This window comes from Pseudomonas sp. 18-147 (genome assembly GCF_051048045.1).
Lineage (GTDB): Bacteria > Pseudomonadota > Gammaproteobacteria > Pseudomonadales > Pseudomonadaceae > Pseudomonas > Pseudomonas aeruginosa.
Window position 1 is genome coordinate 640922 of sequence record NZ_CP182296.1, and the last position, 21476, is coordinate 662397.

Consider the following 21476-nt stretch of genomic DNA (forward strand, 5'->3'; position numbering starts at 1 on the left):
CTGTCGGGGAGTGGTGCCAATGAAACTGTTATGGGGAGTTCTCGCCGCCGCGCTGGCGGCCTGGGGCCTGACGCTGGCCGTCGATCCGCCGGCGAGCCTGGACATCTGGGTGGTGCGCAAGCAGGCGATCCTGCTTACCGGGGTAGTGTCCTTCGCCCTGATGACGTTGATCATGCTGCTGGCGGTGCGTCCGGTCTGGCTGGAGAAGCCGCTGGACGGGCTCGACCGCATGTACCGCCTGCACAAGTGGGCGGGCATCCTGGCCATCGTCCTCGGCCTGTTGCACTACCTGCTGGAGTTGGCCGGCCCCTGGCTGGCGGGTGTCGTCGGCAAACCGGTGAAAGGCCCGCGGGTGGAAACCTTCCTCGATGTCTTCCGTGGCTCGGCCAAGGAGTTGGGTGAATGGTCGGCGTGGATTCTCGGCGGGATGCTGCTGGTCACTCTCTGGCAGCGCTTCCCGTATCACCTCTGGCGTTATGTGCACAAGGCGTTGGCCCTGGTCTACCTGGTACTGGCCTTCCATTCCGTGGTGCTCGCCCCGGCCAGCTACTGGAGCCAGCCGGCCGGCTGGCTGGTGGCGGCCTGCGCACTGCTCGGTTCGGCCTGCGCACTGTTGTCTCTGAGCGGGCGGATCGGTCGCACGCGTCGCCATGCGGGCGTGGTCACCGCCGTCGAGCGGCACGGCGAAAGCCTGCTCGAGGTGACCTGCCGGCTGCAGGGCGACTGGTCGCACAGGGCCGGGCAGTTCGCCTTTCTCACCTGCGACCGCCTGGAGGGTGCCCATCCGTTCACCATCGCCAGCGCCGACCGCGGCTGCGGCGAGGTGCGCTTCAGCATCAAGGCGTTGGGCGACTACACCCGGCGCCTGCAGGACAACCTGGAGGTCGGCGCCAGGGTCGAGGTGGAGGGGCCATACGGCTGCTTCGACTTCCGCCGTGGCCTGGCCGGGCGGCAGGTCTGGGTCGCCGCCGGGATCGGCGTGACGCCGTTCATCGCCTGGCTGGAGTCGCTGCAGGCCGCGCCGGAAAGCGCGCCATCGGTGGAGCTGCACTATTGCGTGCGCAATTCCCAGGAAGCGCTGTTCGCCGGGCGCTTGCGCGAGCTTTGCGAACACCTGCCCAGCGTGACCCTGCACATCCGCTATAGCGACGAGCAGGGCAAGCCGCAGGCGGCGCAACTGGGCGTGCTGAAGAGCGCCGAAGGACGCTGGCCGAGCGTCTGGTTCTGCGGTCCGCAGGGGCTGGCCGACAGCCTGCGCCGCGATCTGCGCCGGCAGGGCATGCCGCTGCGGCTGTTCCACCAGGAAGCCTTCCGCATGCGCTGAGCCTGCCGGAAACGAAAAAGCCCCGCCGAAGCGGGGCTTTTTATCGCGCGGTCGCTCAGAGGCCGGCGGCGTCGCGCAGGAGAGCGGCCTTGTCGGTCTTCTCCCAGGTGAACGCGGTGAAGGTATCGCCGTCCACGGTCAGCTCGAACGGATGACGACCGAAGTGGCCGTAGGCCGCGGTCGGCTGGTACATCGGGTGGAGCAGGTCGAGCATCTTGGTGATCGCGTACGGGCGCAGGTCGAAGTGCTCGCGGACCAGTTGCACGATCTTCTCGTCGCTGACCTTGCCGGTGCCGAAGGTGTTGATCGAGATCGAGGTCGGCTGGGCCACGCCGATGGCGTAGGAAACCTGGATCTCGCAACGCTCGGCGAGGCCGGCGGCGACGATGTTCTTCGCCACGTAGCGGCCGGCGTAGGCGGCGGAGCGGTCGACCTTGGACGGGTCCTTGCCGGAGAACGCGCCGCCGCCGTGGCGGGCCATGCCGCCGTAGGAGTCGACGATGATCTTGCGTCCGGTCAGGCCGCAGTCGCCGACCGGGCCGCCGATCACGAAGTTGCCGGTCGGGTTGATGTGGAACTGGGTGTCCTTGTGCAGCAGCTCGGCCGGCAGCACCTGCTTGATGATCAGCTCCATCACGCCGTCGCGCAGGTCGTTATAGGAGACTTCCGGGTTGTGCTGGGTGGACAGCACCACCGCATCGATGCCGACCACCTTGCCGCCTTCGTAGCGGCAGGTCACCTGGGACTTGGCGTCCGGGCGCAGCCATGGCAGCAGGCCGGACTTGCGCGCCTCGGCCTGGCGCTCGACCAGGCGGTGGGAGAAGCAGATCGGCGCCGGCATCAGCACGTCGGTCTCGTTGCTGGCGTAGCCGAACATCAGGCCCTGGTCGCCGGCGCCCTGGTCTTCCGGCTTGGCCCGGTCGACGCCCTGGTTGATGTCCACCGACTGCTTGCCGATGATGTTCAGCACGCCGCAGGTGGCACCATCGAAGCCGACGTCGGAGCTGTCGTAGCCGATGTCGATGATGACCTTGCGCACCAGCTCTTCCAGGTCGACCCAGGCGGAGGTGGTGACTTCACCGGCGATGATCGCCACGCCGGTCTTGACCAGGGTTTCGCATGCCACGCGAGCGTACTTGTCCTTGGCGATGATGGCGTCCAGCACCGCGTCGGAGATCTGGTCCGCGATCTTGTCCGGATGGCCTTCGGACACGGACTCGGAGGTGAAAACGGAATATTCGCTCATCAATCGGTTCCTACATTACCGGTGGGTGAGGCGGCTTTCGGATGCATCCCTGGCGAAGTGCCGGACCTGGATCTGGAAGCCATTGCGTAAACCAATGTAAAGACTCTCGCCGGGCGTGAGCCCTGCGGCGTCGGCCCACTGGGCCAGGTCCTCCTGTTCGAAACCCAACCAGAGGTCGCCGCAGGCCTCCCTGGCCCAGCCCTGGTTGTGCCGGCACAAGTCCGTCACCAGCAGGCTGCCGCCCGGATGGACCAGGCGGGCCAACTGTTTCAGCGCCTCCGCCGGCGCGGCGAAGTGGTGCAGGACCATGTTCAGCACCACGCAATCGGCCGGTTCGGCGGCGTCCTGCAGGGCATCGGCCAATTCCAGGCGGACGTTGCCCAATCCTTCTTCCTTGCAGCGCTGGCGCGCCAGTTCCAGCATCGCCGCGCTGTTGTCCAGCGCCGTGACCTGGCGGAAACGCCTGGCGAGTTCCGGCAGGAATCCGCCGTCCCCCGGGCCGACCTCCAGCGCCGTGGCGCCGGGGGCGAAGGCCAGTGCGTCGAGCAAGGCCAACACGCTCTCACGGTATTGCGGCAGTCCTGCGATCAGGTCCTGCTGGGCCTGGAACTTGTCCGCCGCGCGGGCGAAGAAGTCCTGGCTGACCGCCGCGCGCTGGGCGTGCACGGCATCGATCCGCGCCCGCACGTCGTCGGGTAGCGCCCGTTCGTCCACTTCCTCCAGCAGCGCCGCGTGCAGCGCGCCGCCGGTGCGTTCGGCCAGGGGCAGCGAACGTCGGTAGAAGATCGCGTTGCCCTCGCGGCGCGTCGCCACCAGCCCGGCCTGGGCCAGCACCTTGAGGTGGTGGCTCATGCCCGACTGGCCGATGGCGAAGATCTGCGCCAGCTCCAGCACGCCGAACGAATCGTTGGCCAGGGCGCGCAACACATTCAGTCGCAGCGAGTCGCCAGCCGCCTTGCACAGCGCGGCGAGCGGGTCGTAGTCGTCTGGTCGTATCGAAGGCACGCGAAGGCTCATGGAGGCGCAGTCTAGTACCGGGTCCGAACCCCGGCAATGCCTGTATCAAAAATTTTTGATATTGATGACGGGTGGCCGTCGCGCAATTGCAATCCGGCTGCGCCAGGCTTCTGGCAAAACCGGTCGGCAGCGACATACTGTCCCCCTGCCGATCTGTCATTGCCCCTTGGGCCTTCGGTGGGCGAAAATGGCGCCCTTTTTTTCACTCCTGGTCTTCCGACCAGCAACCCCCGTAGGAGAATTGCGATGCCCAGCCGTCGTGAGCGAGCCAATGCCATCCGTGCACTGAGCATGGATGCCGTGCAGAAAGCCAACAGCGGCCACCCGGGCGCCCCGATGGGCATGGCCGATATCGCCGAGGTCCTCTGGCGCGACTACATGCAGCACAACCCGAGCAACCCGCAGTGGGCCAACCGCGACCGCTTCGTGCTGTCCAACGGCCACGGCTCGATGCTGATCTACTCCCTGCTGCACCTCACCGGGTACGACCTCGGCATCGAGGACCTGAAGAACTTCCGCCAGCTCAACTCGCGCACCCCGGGCCACCCGGAGTACGGCTACACCGCCGGCGTCGAGACCACCACCGGTCCGCTCGGCCAGGGCATCGCCAATGCGGTGGGCATGGCGCTGGCGGAGAAGGTCCTGGCCGCCCAGTTCAACCGCGACGGCCACGCGGTGGTCGACCACTACACCTACGCCTTCCTCGGCGACGGCTGCATGATGGAAGGCATTTCCCATGAGGTCGCCTCGCTGGCCGGCACCCTGCGCCTGAACAAGCTGATCGCCTTCTACGACGACAACGGCATTTCCATCGACGGCGAGGTCCACGGCTGGTTCACCGACGACACCCCGAAGCGCTTCGAGGCCTATGGCTGGCAAGTGATCCGCAACGTCGACGGGCATGACGCCGACGAGATCAAGACCGCCATCGATACCGCGCGCAAGAGCGACCAGCCGACCCTGATCTGCTGCAAGACCGTGATCGGTTTCGGCTCGCCGAACAAGCAGGGCAAGGAAGAGTGCCACGGCGCGCCGCTGGGCGCCGACGAGATCGCCGCGACCCGCGCCGCGCTGGGCTGGGAGCACGCTCCGTTCGAGATCCCGGCGCAGATCTACGCCGAGTGGGACGCCAAGGAATCCGGCGCCGCCCAGGAAGCCGAGTGGAACAAGCGTTTCGCCGCCTACCAGGCTGCCCATCCGGAACTGGCCGCCGAATTGCTGCGCCGCCTGAAGGGCGAGCTGCCGGCCGACTTCGCCGAGAAGGCCGCGGCCTACGTCGCCGATGTTGCCAACAAGGGTGAGACCATCGCCAGCCGCAAGGCCAGCCAGAACGCGCTGAACGCCTTCGGCCCGTTGCTGCCGGAGCTGCTCGGCGGTTCCGCCGACCTGGCCGGCTCCAACCTGACCCTGTGGAAGGGCTGCAAGGGCGTCAGCGCCGACGACGCCGCCGGCAACTACGTGTTCTACGGCGTGCGCGAATTCGGCATGAGCGCGATCATGAATGGCGTCGCCCTGCACGGCGGTTTCATTCCCTACGGTGCGACCTTCCTGATCTTCATGGAATACGCGCGCAACGCCGTGCGCATGTCCGCACTGATGAAGCAGCGTGTGCTCTACGTGTTCACCCACGACTCCATCGGCCTCGGCGAGGACGGCCCGACCCACCAGCCGATCGAACAACTGGCCAGCCTGCGCCTGACCCCGAACCTGGACACCTGGCGCCCGGCCGACGCGGTCGAGTCGGCGGTGGCCTGGAAGCATGCCATCGAGCGCGCCGACGGTCCGTCCGCGCTGATCTTCTCCCGCCAGAACCTGCCGCACCAGGCGCGCGACGTCGCCCAGGTGGCCGACATCGCCCGCGGCGGCTACGTGCTGAAGGACTGCGAAGGCGAGCCGGAACTGATCCTGATCGCCACCGGTTCGGAAGTCGGCCTGGCCGTGCAGGCCTACGACAAGCTCAGCGAGCAGGGCCGCAAGGTCCGTGTGGTATCGATGCCATGCACCAGCGTCTACGAGCAGCAGGACGAGTCCTACAAGCAGTCCGTGCTGCCGGTGGAAGTCGGCGCGCGCATCGCCATCGAGGCCGCCCATGCCGACTACTGGTACAAGTACGTCGGTCTCGACGGGCGCATCATCGGCATGACCAGCTTCGGCGAGTCGGCGCCGGCCCCGGCGCTGTTCGAGCACTTCGGCTTCACCCTGGACAACGTCCTGGCGGTGGCCGAGGAGCTGCTGGAAGACTGATGCACACGCTCTACTGGCGGGACCTCGAAAGCCCCGCCAATGGCGAATGGCTGGGCCTCGCGGTCCAGGTGGAGGGCGCCCATCGGGCGCCCTCTTTCCTTCATCTGCAATCCGGCGGCCAGGCCCGCATTCGCCTGATGCGTGGCGATCAGCCGCTGCTCTGGGCCACCCAGTTGCCGTACCACGATGGCATCTGGCTGGTGAAGAGCCTGGTCGCGGCGAGCCCGGCGCAGGCCAGCGTGCCGCCCATCGACTCGCCGACCCTGGAAGCGTTGCGCGGCCTGCGCGGCGAGGCCCGCTACAAGGCCTGGAGCCGCTATTTCGTCGAGACCCTGCGTACCAGCCCGGGCAGTTGCCTGGAGGCCGGGCGCTGGTTGCTGCGCCTGTCGCTCGCCGAGCAGGTGCCCGCCTGGCAGCCACCGCAGAGCCACGATCCGCGCGAACGGGTGCTGGAACGCTGGCGCTACCGCAGCGTCGGGCGCGACGCACTGTTGCCGGACTGGCGCTTCTACAGCCTGGAGAAGGTCCTCGACGACGACTGGGTGCAGTGGCTCGACTGGTGGGGGCGCGACAACGACGCCCTGATCGCCCTGCGCCGGGTCGAGGATGACGAGGGGCGGGTCAAGTGGTGGCGCAAGAAGGCCCGCGAAGGCGAGCTGCCGCCGGTGCTGGCGCTGCGCCTGAACTGCCTGGATGCCTGCGTGATCCTCGATGGCCACTGCCGGCTGCGCGCCGGCCTGCTGGAGAACGTCGCGCCGGAGATCCTGGTGCTCTGTGCCTACGACGAGCAGCCGATGCCGGTGGATACGGCGCAGCGCGAACGGGTGCTGCAATCGCTGGCGCAGCGGGTCGACGCGCCGGTGCGCCGTGGACGCCGGCCGCTGGATAGCGAACAGCTCAACCAGGTGCTGCTGCGCCTGTTCGACGACCGTCCCTGGCCGCGAGTGCTGACCCGTGCCCGCGCGGTGCTGAAGGAAGAACAGTGGTGCGCGGAAGTGCGCGACTGGCTGGCCGCCCGCGAGCGTCTGGACGCGCTGGAGCCGATCATCCGTCGCGTCGAGTAGCGCGCCAGCGCCGCAGCCATTCCAGGCCTGCCGAGGTGTCGCCGCGCGGACGGTACTCGCAGCCGATCCAGCCCTGGTAGCCGAGCCGGTCGAGTAGCTCGAACAGGTAGGGGTAGTTCACTTCGTTGTCGTCATCCGGCTCGTGGCGGTCGGGTACCCCGGCGATCTGGACGTGGCCGATATTGCCGATGTCGCGACGCAGGGTGGTGGCCAGGTCGCCCTCGACGATCTGGCAGTGGTAGCAGTCGAACTGTACCTGCAGGTTGTCCGCGCCGACCTCGCGGCAGATGGCCTGGGCGTCGTCCTGGCGGGTGAGGAAGAAGCCCGGCATGTCGCGGTTGTTGATCGGCTCTATGAGCACCGTCAGCCCGGCGCCGGCGGCCTCGCGGGCGGCATGGGCGAGGTTGTCGAGGTAGGTCTCGCGGTGGCGGATGCGGTCGGCGCCGGCCGGTAGCAGTCCGGCCATGACATGGATGTGGCGGTTGCCGAGGACCTGGGCATAGTCGATGGCCTGGGCGATGGCGCGGCGGAATTCGGCCTCGCGCCCCGGCAGGCTGGCCAGGCCGCGCTCGCCCTTGTCCCAGTCGCCGGGTGCGGCATTGAACAGCACCTGGCGCAGGCCGTGGTCGTCCAGCCGGGCCTTCAGTTCGGCCGCAGGGTAGGCATAGGGGAACAGGTACTCCACGCCCTCGAAGCCGTCCGCGGCGGCGGCGGCGAAGCGTTCGAGGAAGTCGTGGCGGGGGTAGAGCATGCTGAGGTTGGCGGCGAAGCGGGGCATCTGGCGCTCCTGGCGGTCGGTGGATGCGGGCGAGCCTTGCACAACGGAACGCGGTCGCGCCAGCCAGGTGTCGCATGAATCGTTTCAGCGCCTGCACGCGAGCCGTCGCCGCGGCGCACGCCGCGCCGCGCGGGTCGCGGACGGTTCCCAGGCGGGCCCATCCCCCGCATAATTGGCGCCTTTCACTGGCCCCTTGCCGGAGCTATCCCTGCCGATGTCCACCCCGCCTTTTCGCGTCGCGCTCAATGGCTATGGCCGTATCGGCCGCTGCGTCCTGCGCGCGCTGCACGAGCGCCCGGAGCAACTGGGCTTCGAGATCGTCGCGCTGAACGACCTGGCCGACCAGGCCAGCGTCGAGTACCTGACCCGCTTCGACTCCACCCATGGCCGCTTTCCCGGCGAAGTGAAGGTCGACGGCGACTGCCTGCACATCAACGGCGATTGCGTGAAGGTGCTGCGTAGCCCGACTCCGGAGGCCATCGACTGGCAGGCGCTGCGGGTCGACCTGGTGCTGGAGTGCTCCGGCCAGTACACCAACCGCGCCCAGGCCGAGCGTTTCCTCCGCGCCGGCGCGCCGCGGGTGCTGTTCTCGCAGCCGATGGCGAGCGAGGCGGACATCGACGCCACCATCGTCTATGGGGTCAACCAGCAGGACCTCAGCGGCCGCGAAACGCTGGTCTCCAACGCCTCCTGCACGACCAATTGCGGGGTGCCGCTGCTCAAGCTGCTGAACGAGGCGATCGGCCTGGAATACGTGTCGATCACCACCATCCACTCGGCGATGAACGACCAGCCGGTGATCGACGCCTACCACCATGAGGACCTGCGCCGTACCCGTTCGGCGTTCCAGTCGGTGATCCCGGTGTCCACCGGTCTGGCGCGCGGCATCGAACGCCTGTTGCCGGAACTTGCCGGGCGCATCCAGGCCAAAGCCATACGCGTGCCCACGGTGAACGTCTCGGCGCTGGACATCACCCTGCAGACTTCCCGCGACACCTCCGCCGCCGAGATCAACCGGGTGCTTCGCGAGGCTGCCGAAAGCGGCCCGCTGCGCGGACTGCTGGCTTATACCGAGCTGCCGCACGCCAGTTGCGATTTCAACCACGACCCCCATTCGGCCATCGTCGATGGCAGCCAGACCCGCGTTTCCGGGCCTCGCCTGGTCAACTTGCTGGCCTGGTTCGACAACGAATGGGGATTCGCCAACCGTATGCTCGACGTCGCCGGACACTACCTGCGCGCCGCCGTGCCTGATCAACAAGTACCCAAGGACTGATTGTCATGACCGTGTTGAAGATGACTGACCTCGACCTCAAAGGTAAGCGCGTGCTGATCCGCGAGGACCTCAACGTGCCCGTGAAGGACGGCCAGGTGCAGAGCGATGCACGGATCAAGGCCGCCCTGCCGACCCTCAAGCTGGCCCTGGAGAAGGGCGCGGCGGTGATGGTCTGCTCGCACCTGGGCCGTCCGACCGAGGGCGAGTTCTCCGCCGAGAACAGCCTGAAGCCGGTGGCCGAGTACCTGTCCAAGGCCCTGGGCCGCGAAGTGCCGCTGCTGGCCGACTACCTCGACGGCGTCGAGGTCAAGGCGGGCGACCTGGTGCTGTTCGAGAACGTGCGCTTCAACAAGGGCGAGAAGAAGAACGCTGACGAGCTGGCGCAGAAGTACGCCGCACTGTGCGACGTGTTCGTGATGGATGCCTTCGGTACCGCCCACCGCGCCGAGGGGTCGACCCACGGCGTGGCCAGGTTCGCCAAGGTCGCCGCCGCCGGCCCGCTGCTGGCCGCCGAACTGGACGCGCTGGGCAAGGCGCTGGGCAACCCGGCGCGGCCGATGGCGGCGATCGTCGCCGGCTCCAAGGTTTCCACCAAGCTCGACGTGCTGAACAGCCTGGCCGGCATCTGCGACCAACTGATCGTCGGCGGCGGCATCGCCAACACCTTCCTCGCCGCGGCCGGACACAAGGTCGGCAAGTCGCTGTACGAGGCCGACCTGGTCGAGACCGCCAAGGCCATCGCCGCCAAGGTCAAGGTGCCGCTGCCGGTGGACGTGGTGGTGGCCAAGGAATTCGCCGAGAGCGCCGTGGCGACCGTCAAGGCCATCGCCGAGGTCGCCGACGACGACATGATCCTCGACATCGGCCCGCAGACCGCCGCGCAGTTCGCCGAGCTGCTGAAGACCTCGAAGACCATCCTGTGGAACGGTCCGGTCGGGGTGTTCGAGTTCGACCAGTTCGGCGAGGGCACCCGTACCTTGGCCAACGCCATCGCCGATAGCGCGGCGTTCTCCATCGCCGGCGGCGGCGATACCCTGGCGGCGATCGACAAGTACGGCATCGCCGAGCGGATCTCCTATATTTCCACCGGTGGCGGCGCGTTCCTCGAGTTCGTCGAGGGCAAGGTCCTGCCGGCCGTGGAAATCCTGGAGCAGCGCGCCAAGGGCTGACGCAGACGGGGCAAACCATTCGCCGTCCTCGGGGGTCACACCTTTGAGGACGACGAAAAAAGGAGGTGCCCCATGCGTTCCGTAACCTTGCCACTCCTGATGTTCTGCCTGGGCCTGGCCGCCTGTAGCGGCGATGGCGGTCGACGCCCGAGCACCTGCGAGGTGATCAGTCCGCCGGACGTGATGGTGCCGACCGAGCAGAACCGCCAGCGGGTCGAGCAGCAGAGCAGCGGCGATCCGACCGCCGGACAAAAGCCGGTGGAATGCCCGTAGTGCTTTTCTGCCAGTTTCTACGGAAAGGGCTGGGGATTCGCCAGCGTACGCAGTAGCATTGCGCCTTTCCTGTGACAGGCAAGGCCAGCCGGCCGCCGCGCGGGCCGCTTGCGGCCCGGCGAGGTGCGGCGGAGCGTTCCGCACGGATGGAGGATGGACATGAACTACTCGCGTATCGCCCTGTTCGGCGGCTTCGCCGCCGCGGCGCTGCTGGCCGGCTGCTCCGGCTCCTCGGGCAAGCCCGGTGGCAAGGACTGGACCCGCTGGACCTGCGACAGCAAGGCGGTGATCGAATGGCGCTATATCGACGGCAGCAAGAACATCGTCGACCTGCGCCTGAAGGACGAGGACGACGTGGTCCACCATCTGGAGCAGGAACCTGCGGCCGTCGGCGCTTTCTATAGCGACGGACGCCTGGGCTTCCACCTGGAGAACGACGAAGGCCTGGTGTACTGGGTCGAAACCGACGACCTCATCGGTCGCGGTTGCAAGGCGCGCTGAGTCGCGCCGGCAGGGGCGCGGCGCCGCGACCGCTCCTCGCAAGGAACTTGAACCGGGCCTGCCCCTGCGGCAGGCTTCTGAATCACTGAACGACCCCGCGATTGGGAGATACGAGAACCATGGCACTCATCAGCATGCGCCAGATGCTGGATCACGCCGCCGAATTCGGCTACGGCGTGCCGGCCTTCAACGTCAACAACCTCGAGCAGATGCGCGCCATCATGGAAGCGGCCGACAAGACCGATTCGCCCGTGATCGTCCAGGCTTCCGCCGGTGCTCGCAAATACGCCGGCGCGCCCTTCCTGCGCCACCTGATCCTCGCCGCGATCGAAGAATTCCCGCACATCCCGGTGGTCATGCACCAGGATCACGGCACCAGTCCCGACGTCTGCCAGCGTTCCATCCAGCTGGGCTTCAGCTCGGTGATGATGGACGGCTCCCTGCGTGAAGACGGCAAGACCCCTGCCGACTACGACTACAACGTCCGCGTGACCCAGCAGACCGTGGCGTTCGCCCATGCCTGCGGCGTGTCCGTGGAAGGCGAGCTGGGCTGCCTGGGTTCCCTGGAAACCGGCATGGCCGGCGAGGAAGACGGCGTCGGCGCGGAAGGCGTGCTGGACCACAGCCAGTTGCTGACCGATCCGGAAGAAGCCGCCGACTTCGTGAAGAAGACCAAGGTCGACGCCCTGGCCATCGCCATCGGCACCAGCCACGGCGCCTACAAGTTCACCAAGCCGCCGACCGGGGACACCCTGTCGATCCAGCGCATCAAGGAAATCCACGCGCGCATCCCGGACACCCACCTGGTGATGCACGGCTCTTCCTCGGTACCGCAGGACTGGCTGGCGATCATCAACGAGTACGGCGGCGAGATCAAAGAGACCTACGGCGTGCCGGTCGAGGAAATCGTCGAGGGCATCAAGTACGGCGTGCGCAAGGTGAACATCGACACCGACCTGCGCCTGGCCTCCACCGGTGCCATCCGCCGCTTCCTGGCGCAGAACCCGAGCGAGTTCGACCCGCGCAAGTACTTCTCCAAGACCGTCGAGGCCATGCGCGACATCTGCATCGCTCGCTACGAAGCCTTCGGCACCGCCGGCAACGCTTCCAAGATCAAGCCGATCTCCCTGGAAGGCATGTTCCAGCGCTACGCTCGCGGCGAGCTGGATCCGAAGGTCAACTAAGCGCCTTCGTTCGAACGGGAGCCCCGCTGGTCGGGGCTCTTGCACATCCGCCCCGGGGAAATCCGATGCGCCGCTGGCTCCTGACCCTGCCGTTCCTGCTGCTGGCCGGTTGCGCTGGCCTGCACGCGCCGTCCCGCGACGTCGAGGAGGCCGCGTCGCCGAGCGTAGCGCGCGATCCCGCCGACCCGCAGGATTGCCTGGCGCGCAGCGACTGCACGACCAAGACTTCGCGCACCCTGCTGTTCGTCTTCGACTATGCAGAGGCCGGCGGCGAACTGGTGGTGCGCGACGGGCGCCAACTGGAAACCCCGCCGGCGCCGCAACGCTCCACCTGGCCGGCGTTGCGCATCCAGCTGGCCGAGCCGGTCAACGGTCGCTTCGAGTTCGAGAGCCCCTGCCTGCGCAAGAGCGGCAAGGGCTGCCGCTACAGCCAGGCTACGCTGCTGAAGGTCTACCGCAGCTACCTGGTCGGCAAGCCCTGCTCGCTGCTCAGCCCTCGCGCAGTGAAACGCTGCGTCGACCCGGCGGCGACCGCCGCGCGGCGCTGAGTCAGGGCTGCAGGTCGAACAGCGCCTTGCCGTCCATGTCGAACGGCGCCGAGAAATGCTCGTGGATCACCTTCCAGCCGTCGCCGTGCTTGCGGTAGCCGGCGCTGACCCGCATCCACGAGGAGTGCGGCTGGCCGTCCGGGCCGGTGCCGCCGCAGTGGCAGAGGTAGTGGGCGAAGGCGACCTGCGGGTCGGCATGGATCTGCAGTTCGGCGATATCGAAGGTCATCGGTCCTTTGCACATCTCGGTGCAGGCCTGCCAGTGCTTCTGGTAGGCGTCGCGCCCCTTGAATTGCAATTGCAGGATGGCGTCGAAGGCGACGATGTCCTCCGCGTAGTACGAGACGATGCGCGGAACATCGCTGGCGCGGACGGCGGCTCGCCAGTCTTCGATCAATTGGCGGATGGCGCTGACTTCGCTGCTCATGGCTGACTCCTGGTTGTGGCGGGGGACGCCGGCGTGTGCCGGGATGCTTTTACCCTGGTCGTCGGGTGGGCCTTCGGATCGACAATAGCCTCTTCCCCGAGAGGTCCACGAAGCCCCTGACCAATGGCTGCGAGCCACGCTGCGCAAGGCTTTGAACCGTTCGTCTGGAATTCGGAGGAAAACCGCTGTGCTATACCTCGGGCTTTCCCTGCCGCCCAGGAGGTCCCTCATGTCGTCCGTACACAGCGCCGCCCAGCAAGGTTTCAGCGCCGAGGCCCAGCGTTACGCCCAGGGCCGGCCCGAGTACCCGGAAGCGCTCTCCGACTGGCTGCGCGATGCCCTTGGCCTGCGTCCGCAGACCGTCGCGGTGGACCTCGGCGCCGGCACCGGCAAGTTCACCCGCCTGCTGGCCCGTACCGGCGCGCGGGTGGTCGCGGTGGAACCGGTGGATGCGATGCGCGCCCAGCTTGCCGAAGCCTTGCCGCAGGTCCAGGCGCTGGCCGGTAGCGCCCAGTCGATTCCGCTGGCCAACGGCTTCGCCGACGCCCTGGTGTGCGCACAGGCCTTCCATTGGTTCGCCACCGTGGAGGCGCTGGAGGAAATGCGCCGCGTGCTGACGGCGGAAGGCAGGCTGGGGCTGGTGTGGAACGTGCGTGACGAGTCGCTGGATTGGGTCGCCGAGATCACCCGCATCATCACCCCCTACGAAGGCGATGCGCCGCGTTTCTACAAGGGCGACTGGCGTCGGCCGTTCGAGCGCGCGCCCTTCGGACCGCTGCGCTTGTCCACCTTCGCCTACGAGCATGTCGGCCCGCCGGAGCAGGTGATCGTCTCGCGCTTCCTTTCGGTGAGCTTCATCGCCGCCTTGCCGGAGACGGAAAAGAACGCCGTGGCGGCGCAATTGCGCGAGCTGGTCGCCAGCCATCCGGCGCTCAAGGGGAAGGAGCAGGTAGCGCTGCCCTATCGCACTGAGGCCTATCTGGCCGAGGCGCGCTAGGCGTACTGCCCCGCCGCATAACCCGAGGCCCAGGCCCACTGGAAGTTGAAGCCGCCGAGGTGGCCGCTGACGTCCAGTACTTCGCCGACGAAATACAGCCCCGGCGAGCGCTGCGACTCCATGGTCTTCGACGACACTTCGTCGGTGCTCACCCCGCCCAGGGTCACTTCCGCGGTGCGGTAGCCCTCGGTGCCCGAGGGCGTGACCCGCCAGGCCGAAAGCTGCCCGGCGATACCCGCCAGTTCGGTCGGGGTGTACTGCTTCATCGGCTTGGAGACGAACCAGCGGTCGGCCAGCAGTCCGGCGAGCTTCTTGGTGAACAGCTCGGCGAGCAGGGTCTTCAGCTCGCTGTTGGGACGCTCGCGCTGTTGCTGCGCCAGCCATTCGCTGGCGTCGTGGTCCGGCAGCAGGTCGATTTCCAGGGTATCGCCCGGTTGCCAGTAGGAGGAAATCTGCAACATCGCCGGGCCGCTGAGGCCGCGATGGGTGAACAGCAGGTTCTCGCGGAACACTTGGCCGTTGCAGCTCACCCGGCAATCCACGGAGGTGCCGGAAAGCTCGGCGCACAGCTCCTTCAACTGGTCGGTGATGGTGAACGGCACCAGCCCGGCGCGGGTCGGCAGCACCTCGTGGCCGAACTGGCGCGCCACCTGGTAGCCGAAACCGCTGGCGCCGAGGGTCGGGATCGACAGGCCGCCGCTAGCGATCACCAGCGACTCGCAGCGCATCTCGCCGGCGCTGGTACGCAGGTGGTAGCCGGCGTCGTCGCGGGCGATCTCTTCGATCGAGGTGTCCAGCAGGATTTCCGCTCCGGCCTCGGCGCATTCGCGCAGCAGCATCTCGAGGATGTCGCTGGACTTGTTGTCGCAGAACAGCTGGCCGAGTTTCTTCTCGTGGTACGGCACCTGGTGCTTGGCCACCAGGCCGATGAAGTCCCACTGGGTGTAGCGGGCCAGCGCCGACTTGCAGAAGTGCGGATTGCGCGAAAGGAAGTTGGCCGGCTCGGTGTACAGGTTGGTGAAATTGCAGCGCCCGCCGCCGGACATGAGGATCTTCTTGCCGGCCTTGTTGGCGTGGTCGAGCACCCGTACGCGGCGCCCGCGTCCGGCCGCCGTCATCGCACACATCAGCCCGGCCGCCCCGGCGCCAACGATCAGCACATCTGTACTTGCCACTGTCCCACTCCGCTCATCGGAAACGGCGCGCATCTTACCCGAAGCGGCGGTCGGCCGCCGGAGCTCCCGACGCGGTACACTGGGCGTTTTCCGCGAACCGCCGGACCCGTGCATGATCCCCCTCAAGTACCTCCAGGCCTATCCCGCATCGCTGCAGGACCAGGTCCGCCAGCTGATCGCCGAGAACCGCCTGGGCGAGTACCTCGAGCGCCGCTACCCGGGGCGTCACGATGTGCAGAGCGACAAGGCGCTGTACGCCTACACCATGAACCTCAAGCAGGAACACCTGCGCAACGCGCCGGGCCTGGACAAGGTGCTCTACGACAACAAGCTCGACGTGGTCCAGCGCGCCCTCGGCCTGCACACCGCGATCTCGCGGGTGCAGGGCGGCAAGCTCAAGGCGAAGAAGGAAATCCGCGTGGCTTCCCTGTTCAAGGACGCCGCCCCGGAGTTCCTGCGGATGATCGTCGTCCACGAACTCGCCCACCTGAAGGAAAGCGAGCACAACAAGGCGTTCTACCAGCTCTGCCAGTACATGCTGCCGGACTATCACCAGCTGGAGTTCGACCTGCGGGTGTACCTGACCTGGAAGAGTCTCTGACGCCCGGTTACGGCGTTCCCAGCGCCACTCGGCTCTCGCGGCGCAGGCGCGCCACGGTCTCCGGCAGTTCGCGCATGTGCTCGACGATGGCGATGGCGCCCAGCTCGCGCAGTACCTCTGCGTGCCCGGCGGGAATGTGCCCGGCGCCGACGAAGCCGATCACCCGCATCCCCGCGGCGAGGGCGGCGCGGGTGCCGGTGCTGCTGTCTTCCACCACCAGGCAACGCTCGGGGGCGACGCCGAGCAGGCTGGCGGCGTGCAGGTAGACGTCGGGTGCGGGCTTGGGCAGGGCGACCATATCGGCGCTGGCCAGGCGTTCGCCGATCAGTTCGCTGAGCCCGGCGCGCGCCAGCGAGCGCTCCAGGCTGTGGCGGCGGCTGTTGGAGGCCACCGCGACGGGCAGGTCCAGGGCCAGCAGCGCCTCGCGTGCGCCGGGAATGGGTTGGACCTGGGCGACCATCTCCTCGCTGCGCTGGCGCACCTCGCGGTTGAAGCTGTCGGGGATGCGCAGGCCGAAGTGCTTCTCGACGCGATCGAGGATGTCGCGGCTGGTCAGGCCGAAGGTGCCTTCCAGCAGGCGCTGCAGCTCCTCCAGCGGCGCGTAGGCGCTGAGCGCCTCGTACATCACGCGCTCGGCGATGACCTCGCTGTCGACCAGGACGCCGTCGCAGTCGGAAATCAGTGCGTCGATGGGATGGGGCATGGGCTACCTCGCTGCGGGCGTTGGCGCAGGGCGCCGGAGTGGGAGCGAGGCATTCTAACCCCGGTCAGGGGCGGGAAGGGAAACAGGGAGAGGGAGAACGCCGGGCCGTGCGGCCCGGCGGGAAGGAATCAGGCGATGCCTTTCGGGTTCTGGCCGTACTGGTTCTGGCCGGCGTCGCTGTCCTTGGCCAGCAGGTAGATCAGGTACAGGCCGACGATCGGGATCAGCGCGATCAGCATCCACCAGCCGCTCTTGTTGATGTCGTGCAGACGCCGGGCGGTGACGCCCAGGGCCGGCAGCAGCACGGCGAGCGAGTAGAGATTGGCGATCGGCAGGAGCTTTTCACTGATCAGGCCGAGCACGACGCTCAGCGCGACGGAGATGATGATGTTCACCAGGGTGAACATCCAGTATTCCTTGCGACGGGCACGCCCGTTGAAGTCGAAGTAGTGTTCCTTCACGCATTTCAGAAACCATTCCATGTTTGCCTCCTGGGCGTACTGGTAAAGCGGGAAAGTGGGTGCCGCGACAAGTACCCCCGCGCCTCCTTGCCGGGAAAGCACAGTGTAGCCGTACTGTCAGTGAATTCGTACAGGATGTTGCGAAAATCATTCACATTGCATAGCAGCGGATCGCCGAAATGTGCGCCGGTAGCGCTTTCAGCGAGCGGGGTCGGCCTGGCGGCGGAAACGGCCGGGCGATTCGCCGAAGGCCTGGCGGAAATTGCGGGAAAACGCTGCCTCCGACTGGTAGCCGGTCTCGGCGGCGATATCCAGCAGGCTCTTCTGCGTTTGCCGCAGCAGGCCGCGAGCCTTCTCCATGCGGATGCGGGTCAGCAGGTTCCACGGCGAGGTCCCGCCGAGGGCGGAGAAGGCGCGGACGAAACTGGCCCGCGACATCGCCGCCTGCTGGGCAAGCTGTTCCAGGGTCCAGGCATGCTCCGGGCGTTCCAGCATGGCCCGCAGGGCTCGTCCCAGGCGGGCGTCGCCCAGCAGGCCGAACAGGCCGTCGCCCAGCGGTTGGCGGTCCAGGTAGGCGCGCAGGGCCAGGGCGAACAGCGCGGTGGCCAGCGCGTCGATGATCGAGCGGGCGCCGCTGCGGGTGCTCTCGGCTTCCTCGCGCATCAACCCGATCAGCGCGCGCAGGGGCTGCTGGGTCGACTCGTCCATATGCACCAGCAGGCGCTCGGGGAGCGCGCCGAACAGGCTGGCACCGGCGTGATAGCGGTAGCTGCCGCAAAGCATGTCGAGGGCCTCGCCGGGGCCGTTCAACTGGTACAGCGGGATGCTGCCGCGGTGCTCTACGGTGGGTTCGCAGGGTTGCGCCGGGCTGTCGCTGCGCAGGAGGTGCGGGGTGCCACGTGGCAACAGGATCAGGTCGCCGGGATGCAGGTCGAGGCGACCGCCATCGAGGAATTCGCAATAGCAGGTGCCGGCCATGACGATATGGAAGGTCGCCTCGCCGGGCACCGCTTGCGGGTGCTCCAGCGCCCAGCTGCCCTGTAGCTGGCAGCGCTGGTCGAGGCGGCCCTGCAGGTTGGCGAGCTGGATGAGCCGGTCGAGTGGGTCCATGGGATGAGCCGATCAGGTCGAAAGTAGAGACGCATGGGCAGGCGGCGCGGTCCAGACTGGTCGAGACTGGTAACCCGACGCGCCACTCCCGGCGCGAAAGCAACGGAGAATATCACCATGCTGAACAACTGGACCGAGTTCGTCCCCGCCGTGAAAAAAGCCTTCGGTGCCCTGGGCAAGCAACACCCGAAGATGCTCGCCGCCTATGGCGCGCTGGAGGAAGCCAGCGCCGAGGGCGCCCTGGATGCCAAGACCCGCGAACTGATCTCCATCGCCGTGGCCATTACCACCCGTTGCGACGGTTGCATCGGCGTGCACACCGAGGCCGCGCTGAAGGCCGGCGCCAGCGAGGCGGAAATCGCCCAGACCCTGGCTACCGCCATCTCCCTGAATGCCGGCGCCGCCTATGTCTATTCGCTGCGCGCGCTGGAAGCCTACGACCAGTTCAAAAAGTGAGGCCGTACAGGCGCTGCAGGTAGAACAGCAACCCCAGCCAGGCCACCAGGGCCAGCCAGCCCAGCCCCAGCAGGCCCTTGCGCAGCAGCGTCGAGGGCCTGCCGTGGAGCAGGTCGACCAGGCTCAGCACGCCGCCGAGCAGCAGCAGGCCGAGCAGCGCCTGGGTGTACTGGGCGAAACTCGGCGACAACGCCTCGTCGCCGTGGGCGGCATAGTTGTACAGGTTCCAGGCGCAGATCAGCGTCGCCGGCAGCAGCGCCAGCAGCGCGCCGAGCCAGCGCCCGCGGACATGCAGGAGGAAGCCCGCGAGCAGGCCGACCAGCCCGGTACCCAGCGGTAGCAGCGCCAGGCCCTGGCTGAGGTAGACCAGGTCGACGCCGTCGGCGAGCGCCATCGGGGTGACGAAACGGTAGCTGCCGCTGGCGCAGAGCAGCACCGAAAGCAGCAACAGGGCGTAGCCCGGCAGGTACGGCCAGAAGGCGGGACGCGGGGGCAGGTCGGACATGGATGTTCCTTGCGGGTTGTCCGCTCGCATGAGCGTAGGCTCAAGCGTACCGCTGCGCGTGACAGGCGGCGAGTACCGTTGCGGTTGAACCCTCCGCGAATGGCGGGAGTCAGTCATAGGGTGACGCGAAAAAACGCCGGCTCACGCGCCGGACACCGTATCGACCCTGGACCAAGGAGTTCCGTTCATGGACCTGATCCGCATCCTCATCGCCATCCTCCTGCCGCCGCTGGGCGTGTTCCTGCAAGTCGGCTTCGGCGGCGCCTTCTGGCTGAACATCCTGCTCACCCTGCTCGGCTACATCCCGGGCATCGTCCACGCGGTGTACATCATCGCCAAGCGTTGAGGCCCCTGCTCAGGCGTAGTTCCATGGTTCCTTCACGGTGAAGTCCCGCCACGGGTCTTCGCCGTGGAAGGGGCCGACATAGAGCACCTCGCCGTCCCGGACGATCCATTCCATACCGTGTTCGCGGTCCCATTCGCAGTTCAGCGACAGGTGGATCACCGCTTCGTCGCCCTGTTCCGGGTCGGGCACGATCAGCTCGCCCGGCTCGATCCGTTCCAGCACCGCGTGCGCCGGCGCGACTTCCTCCGCAGACTCGCCCAGCCGCTCCAGGCACGCGGCGCGGTAGCGCAGGCTGGCGGCACAAAGCCGCTCGACCACGGCGTCATCCAGTTCGTCGAGGGCTCGGGCGCAGCGCCAGGCGTAGGCGTCGTCGGCCTCGTTCTCGATGAACAGGCTGATGTAGCGCCGGTACAGGCGCCAATACACTTCGCCCATGTTCGCATCGTCCAGGTTGCGGATCAGTTCCATGCGTGGTCTCCCTGTTCAGCAGCGTTCGGTGAGGGCGATGCCACGGCCGTCGCCGAAGCCATCGTGTACGTGCAGCCATAGCGGGATCGGCCAGGCCCAGCCGCCGGCCTTCCACCAGCACTCGGCGAACCAGGCTTGCAGCGTATCGGCGAGCAGGTCGACGCCGCCGAAGCCGTCGGCGAAATAGGCTTCGTCGAAATCCGGGGCATGTCCCAGGCCGAGCGCCAGGTCCAGCGCCTTGCCGGGAAACAGGCGCGGGTCGCTGGCGTCCACCCGGTTGCTGGCGCCATTCAGGTACAACCACGCTTCCGCTGCGTCGCGTCCGTCCTCGCCGAGGAACAGTTGGATCTCGCCGTCGCGCAGTCCTTCCTCCAGGGGTTGCCGGAGCAGCTCGCGCAGGCGCTGGATCACGCCCGGCGCGGCGCGTTGCAGGTCGCGGCGGTAGCGCTCGCGGAATTGTTCGGGGCTGAGGCCGAAAGGAATCATGGGCGTTTCTCCGTCATTCGGGCAGGCAGGGCCCGGCTTCCAGCCAGGCCTCCAGGCTGGGTGCCAGGGGTTCGAAGCAGTCCGGCGTCATCGCGCCATGGTCGACCAGGAACAGCGCCTGCCGGTGATCGTCCAGGGCCATCACCACGGCGCGGCCGCCGCTGTCGTCGCCTATGGCCAGGTAGCCGGGGCAGTAGAGAGAGGTTTCGAAGGCCCGGTTGCGTTCCAGCAACTCGTCGGCGGCGTAGAGCAGCAGGCCCGGCTCGACGAGGCGGCCGCCGTGCTGCTCCAGAGCGGCGACGAAGGCAGCCGGCAGCGGTCGTCCGAGCCAGGCCTCTAGGGCATCCAATTCAGGCTTCATCGGGCTCGTCCAGGGCGAACAATGCATGGTGGCGGGCATGGGCCAGCAGGCGTTCGCCCAGCGCGTCGGCCAGGGCGTAGAAGCGCGTGTCCAGCGCATCCAGGGCCGCTTCGCAGTCGCGGTCGGGTTCATCGGCCCAGGTCGGCATGCGCAATTGGCGTTCGGCCTGGGAGACTGGCACCGGACCGTCGCCGAACAGCAGGGCGGCGGCTCGCTCCAGCAGGGTCAGGGCGTCCTCCGCCTCCAATTCGCGAAGACCCGCGCGCGCCGCCTGGTACTGGTCGCCGGAGGAGTTGCCGAAGTACTGGTCGAAGCCGCCGTTGTGCACTTCGCCGCTGAGCACGCTCACTGCGTAGTAGCTCCGTTCGGCCGGCGACAGCCCGGCGAATCCCTCGCGGCCATCGTAGACGCGATTCACCAGCGCGCTCCAGTACAGCGCCTGCGGACTCGCCAGGTAGCGCCGTCGCTCCGCGTGGAAGCGCTTGCCATCCTCGATGTTCTGCCGGTAGCCGCCCTTGCAGGGCATGCACAGTCCGTCGTTCCTCGCCGCCGTGGTTGGGAGGATGAGATGGCCGCAGGCGCGGCAGGGAAGGCGGTCGGTCATGAGCGGTCCTTGCTGGTGGAAGGGGCTCATTATTGCGCAGGATCGTTCAGCTTGAACGACAGTTTGGCTTGCCAGCCTGGCACGGCATTGCCCGCTGGCATGGCCGACCCTCTCTCCCTTCGGGGAGAGGGGCATGAGGACCGGCGCGGAGC

At 67.5% G+C, this 21476-nt stretch carries 26 protein-coding genes; 13 read left to right on the forward strand and 13 right to left on the reverse strand.

Annotated elements, in window-relative coordinates:
* Positions 1–19 precede the first annotated feature (19 nt).
* Positions 20–1324, forward strand: a complete 1305-nt coding sequence (locus ACM0M4_RS02955; RefSeq protein WP_054375853.1) for a ferredoxin reductase family protein — start codon at positions 20–22, stop codon at positions 1322–1324.
* 55 nt (positions 1325–1379) lie between these two features.
* Here ACM0M4_RS02955 and metK read toward each other — a convergent pair whose 3' ends face one another.
* Positions 1380–2570, reverse strand: a complete 1191-nt coding sequence (gene metK / locus ACM0M4_RS02960) for a methionine adenosyltransferase (protein WP_003084948.1) — start codon at positions 2568–2570, stop codon at positions 1380–1382.
* A 15-nt stretch (positions 2571–2585) separates the two neighbouring features.
* Positions 2586–3587 carry an ArsR/SmtB family transcription factor gene (locus ACM0M4_RS02965; RefSeq protein WP_003113231.1) on the reverse strand — a complete coding sequence of 334 codons (1002 nt, stop codon included), beginning with the start codon at positions 3585–3587 and terminating at the stop codon, positions 2586–2588.
* Between the two features lie 246 nt (positions 3588–3833).
* Between ACM0M4_RS02965 and tkt the strand changes: the two genes are divergently transcribed.
* A complete protein-coding gene (tkt, locus tag ACM0M4_RS02970) occupies positions 3834–5831 on the forward strand; it encodes a transketolase (protein WP_003101598.1) in 1998 nt (665 codons plus the stop codon).
* Positions 5831–6895, forward strand: a complete 1065-nt coding sequence (locus ACM0M4_RS02975; protein WP_003101600.1) for a hypothetical protein — start codon at positions 5831–5833, stop codon at positions 6893–6895. Before tkt ends, ACM0M4_RS02975 begins: the two co-directional genes overlap by 1 nt.
* On the opposite strand, the gene otnI is transcribed toward ACM0M4_RS02975, so the two are convergent.
* Positions 6876–7673 (reverse strand): 2-oxo-tetronate isomerase, encoded by a 798-nt coding sequence (gene otnI / locus ACM0M4_RS02980; protein ID WP_003113230.1) that lies wholly within the window; start codon positions 7671–7673, stop codon positions 6876–6878. The genes ACM0M4_RS02975 and otnI overlap by 20 nt on opposite strands.
* 214 nt (positions 7674–7887) lie before the next feature.
* Here otnI and epd point away from each other — a divergent pair, with 214 nt between their 5' ends.
* The 6 genes from epd (at position 7888) to ACM0M4_RS03010 (ending at position 12624) form a co-directional block, all read left to right on the forward strand.
* Positions 7888–8949, forward strand: a complete 1062-nt coding sequence (gene epd, locus ACM0M4_RS02985) for an erythrose-4-phosphate dehydrogenase (protein WP_003084958.1) — start codon at positions 7888–7890, stop codon at positions 8947–8949.
* Positions 8950–8954: 5 nt separating this feature from the next.
* The gene (locus ACM0M4_RS02990) at positions 8955–10118 is read left to right on the forward strand and encodes a phosphoglycerate kinase (protein WP_003084960.1); all 1164 of its coding nucleotides are present in this window, start codon (positions 8955–8957) and stop codon (positions 10116–10118) included.
* A gap of 72 nt (positions 10119–10190) precedes the next feature.
* Positions 10191–10391, forward strand: a complete 201-nt coding sequence (locus ACM0M4_RS02995; RefSeq protein WP_003084961.1) for a hypothetical protein — start codon at positions 10191–10193, stop codon at positions 10389–10391.
* 159 nt (positions 10392–10550) lie between these two features.
* Positions 10551–10892, forward strand: a complete 342-nt coding sequence (locus ACM0M4_RS03000) for an MliC family protein (RefSeq protein ID WP_033970016.1) — start codon at positions 10551–10553, stop codon at positions 10890–10892.
* Between the two features lie 119 nt (positions 10893–11011).
* Positions 11012–12076 (forward strand): class II fructose-bisphosphate aldolase, encoded by a 1065-nt coding sequence (gene fba / locus ACM0M4_RS03005; protein ID WP_003084964.1) that lies wholly within the window; start codon positions 11012–11014, stop codon positions 12074–12076.
* A 65-nt stretch (positions 12077–12141) separates the two neighbouring features.
* Positions 12142–12624: a hypothetical protein gene (locus ACM0M4_RS03010; RefSeq protein ID WP_003101605.1), complete on the forward strand. Its 483-nt coding sequence runs from the start codon at positions 12142–12144 to the stop codon at positions 12622–12624.
* Position 12625: 1 nt separating this feature from the next.
* Here the strand turns inward: ACM0M4_RS03010 and ACM0M4_RS03015 are convergent, their stop codons facing one another.
* Entirely contained in the window at positions 12626–13051 is a 426-nt protein-coding gene (locus ACM0M4_RS03015; protein WP_003101606.1) for a YybH family protein, read from the reverse strand.
* Between the two features lie 229 nt (positions 13052–13280).
* Here ACM0M4_RS03015 and ACM0M4_RS03020 point away from each other — a divergent pair, with 229 nt between their 5' ends.
* Positions 13281–14048: a class I SAM-dependent methyltransferase gene (locus tag ACM0M4_RS03020; RefSeq protein ID WP_003084969.1), complete on the forward strand. Its 768-nt coding sequence runs from the start codon at positions 13281–13283 to the stop codon at positions 14046–14048.
* Here the strand turns inward: ACM0M4_RS03020 and ACM0M4_RS03025 are convergent.
* Positions 14045–15223 carry an NAD(P)/FAD-dependent oxidoreductase gene (locus ACM0M4_RS03025; protein ID WP_003101608.1) on the reverse strand — a complete coding sequence of 393 codons (1179 nt, stop codon included), beginning with the start codon at positions 15221–15223 and terminating at the stop codon, positions 14045–14047. The two genes, ACM0M4_RS03020 and ACM0M4_RS03025, sit on opposite strands and share 4 nt — an antisense overlap.
* 112 nt (positions 15224–15335) lie before the next feature.
* Between ACM0M4_RS03025 and ACM0M4_RS03030 the strand changes: the two genes are divergently transcribed.
* Positions 15336–15824 carry a M48 metallopeptidase family protein gene (locus ACM0M4_RS03030; protein WP_003084971.1) on the forward strand — a complete coding sequence of 163 codons (489 nt, stop codon included), beginning with the start codon at positions 15336–15338 and terminating at the stop codon, positions 15822–15824.
* A gap of 7 nt (positions 15825–15831) precedes the next feature.
* On the opposite strand, the gene ACM0M4_RS03035 is transcribed toward ACM0M4_RS03030, so the two are convergent.
* From ACM0M4_RS03035 to ACM0M4_RS03045, 3 genes are all read right to left on the reverse strand, one after another.
* Positions 15832–16527 (reverse strand): HAD family hydrolase, encoded by a 696-nt coding sequence (locus ACM0M4_RS03035; RefSeq protein ID WP_003084972.1) that lies wholly within the window; start codon positions 16525–16527, stop codon positions 15832–15834.
* A 128-nt stretch (positions 16528–16655) separates the two neighbouring features.
* On the reverse strand, positions 16656–17009 hold the full coding sequence (locus tag ACM0M4_RS03040; protein WP_003084974.1) for a DUF805 domain-containing protein: 354 nt from the start codon (positions 17007–17009) through the stop codon (positions 16656–16658).
* A gap of 177 nt (positions 17010–17186) precedes the next feature.
* Positions 17187–18098 (reverse strand): AraC family transcriptional regulator, encoded by a 912-nt coding sequence (locus ACM0M4_RS03045; RefSeq protein WP_003117946.1) that lies wholly within the window; start codon positions 18096–18098, stop codon positions 17187–17189.
* A 117-nt stretch (positions 18099–18215) separates the two neighbouring features.
* Between ACM0M4_RS03045 and ACM0M4_RS03050 the strand changes: the two genes are divergently transcribed.
* Complete coding sequence (locus ACM0M4_RS03050; protein ID WP_003084980.1) at positions 18216–18554, forward strand: carboxymuconolactone decarboxylase family protein; 339 nt, start codon at positions 18216–18218, stop codon at positions 18552–18554.
* On the opposite strand, the gene ACM0M4_RS03055 is transcribed toward ACM0M4_RS03050, so the two are convergent.
* Entirely contained in the window at positions 18544–19059 is a 516-nt protein-coding gene (locus tag ACM0M4_RS03055) for a hypothetical protein (protein ID WP_003117947.1), read from the reverse strand. The two genes, ACM0M4_RS03050 and ACM0M4_RS03055, sit on opposite strands and share 11 nt — an antisense overlap.
* A gap of 187 nt (positions 19060–19246) precedes the next feature.
* Here ACM0M4_RS03055 and ACM0M4_RS03060 point away from each other — a divergent pair, with 187 nt between their 5' ends.
* Positions 19247–19405 carry a YqaE/Pmp3 family membrane protein gene (locus ACM0M4_RS03060; protein ID WP_003084988.1) on the forward strand — a complete coding sequence of 53 codons (159 nt, stop codon included), beginning with the start codon at positions 19247–19249 and terminating at the stop codon, positions 19403–19405.
* 9 nt (positions 19406–19414) lie between these two features.
* On the opposite strand, the gene ACM0M4_RS03065 is transcribed toward ACM0M4_RS03060, so the two are convergent.
* Genes ACM0M4_RS03065 through ACM0M4_RS03080 form a run of 4 tightly spaced genes read right to left on the reverse strand, consistent with a single transcriptional unit; the run spans position 19415 to position 21324 of the window.
* Entirely contained in the window at positions 19415–19873 is a 459-nt protein-coding gene (locus ACM0M4_RS03065; protein ID WP_049304444.1) for a DUF6985 domain-containing protein, read from the reverse strand.
* Positions 19874–19888: 15 nt separating this feature from the next.
* The gene (locus ACM0M4_RS03070; RefSeq protein WP_003099612.1) at positions 19889–20359 is read right to left on the reverse strand and encodes a hypothetical protein; all 471 of its coding nucleotides are present in this window, start codon (positions 20357–20359) and stop codon (positions 19889–19891) included.
* A gap of 13 nt (positions 20360–20372) precedes the next feature.
* Entirely contained in the window at positions 20373–20720 is a 348-nt protein-coding gene (locus ACM0M4_RS03075; RefSeq protein ID WP_003113222.1) for an SMI1/KNR4 family protein, read from the reverse strand.
* Entirely contained in the window at positions 20710–21324 is a 615-nt protein-coding gene (locus tag ACM0M4_RS03080; RefSeq protein WP_054375852.1) for a DMP19 family protein, read from the reverse strand. Before ACM0M4_RS03080 ends, ACM0M4_RS03075 begins: the two co-directional genes overlap by 11 nt.
* Positions 21325–21476: the final 152 nt, after the last annotated feature.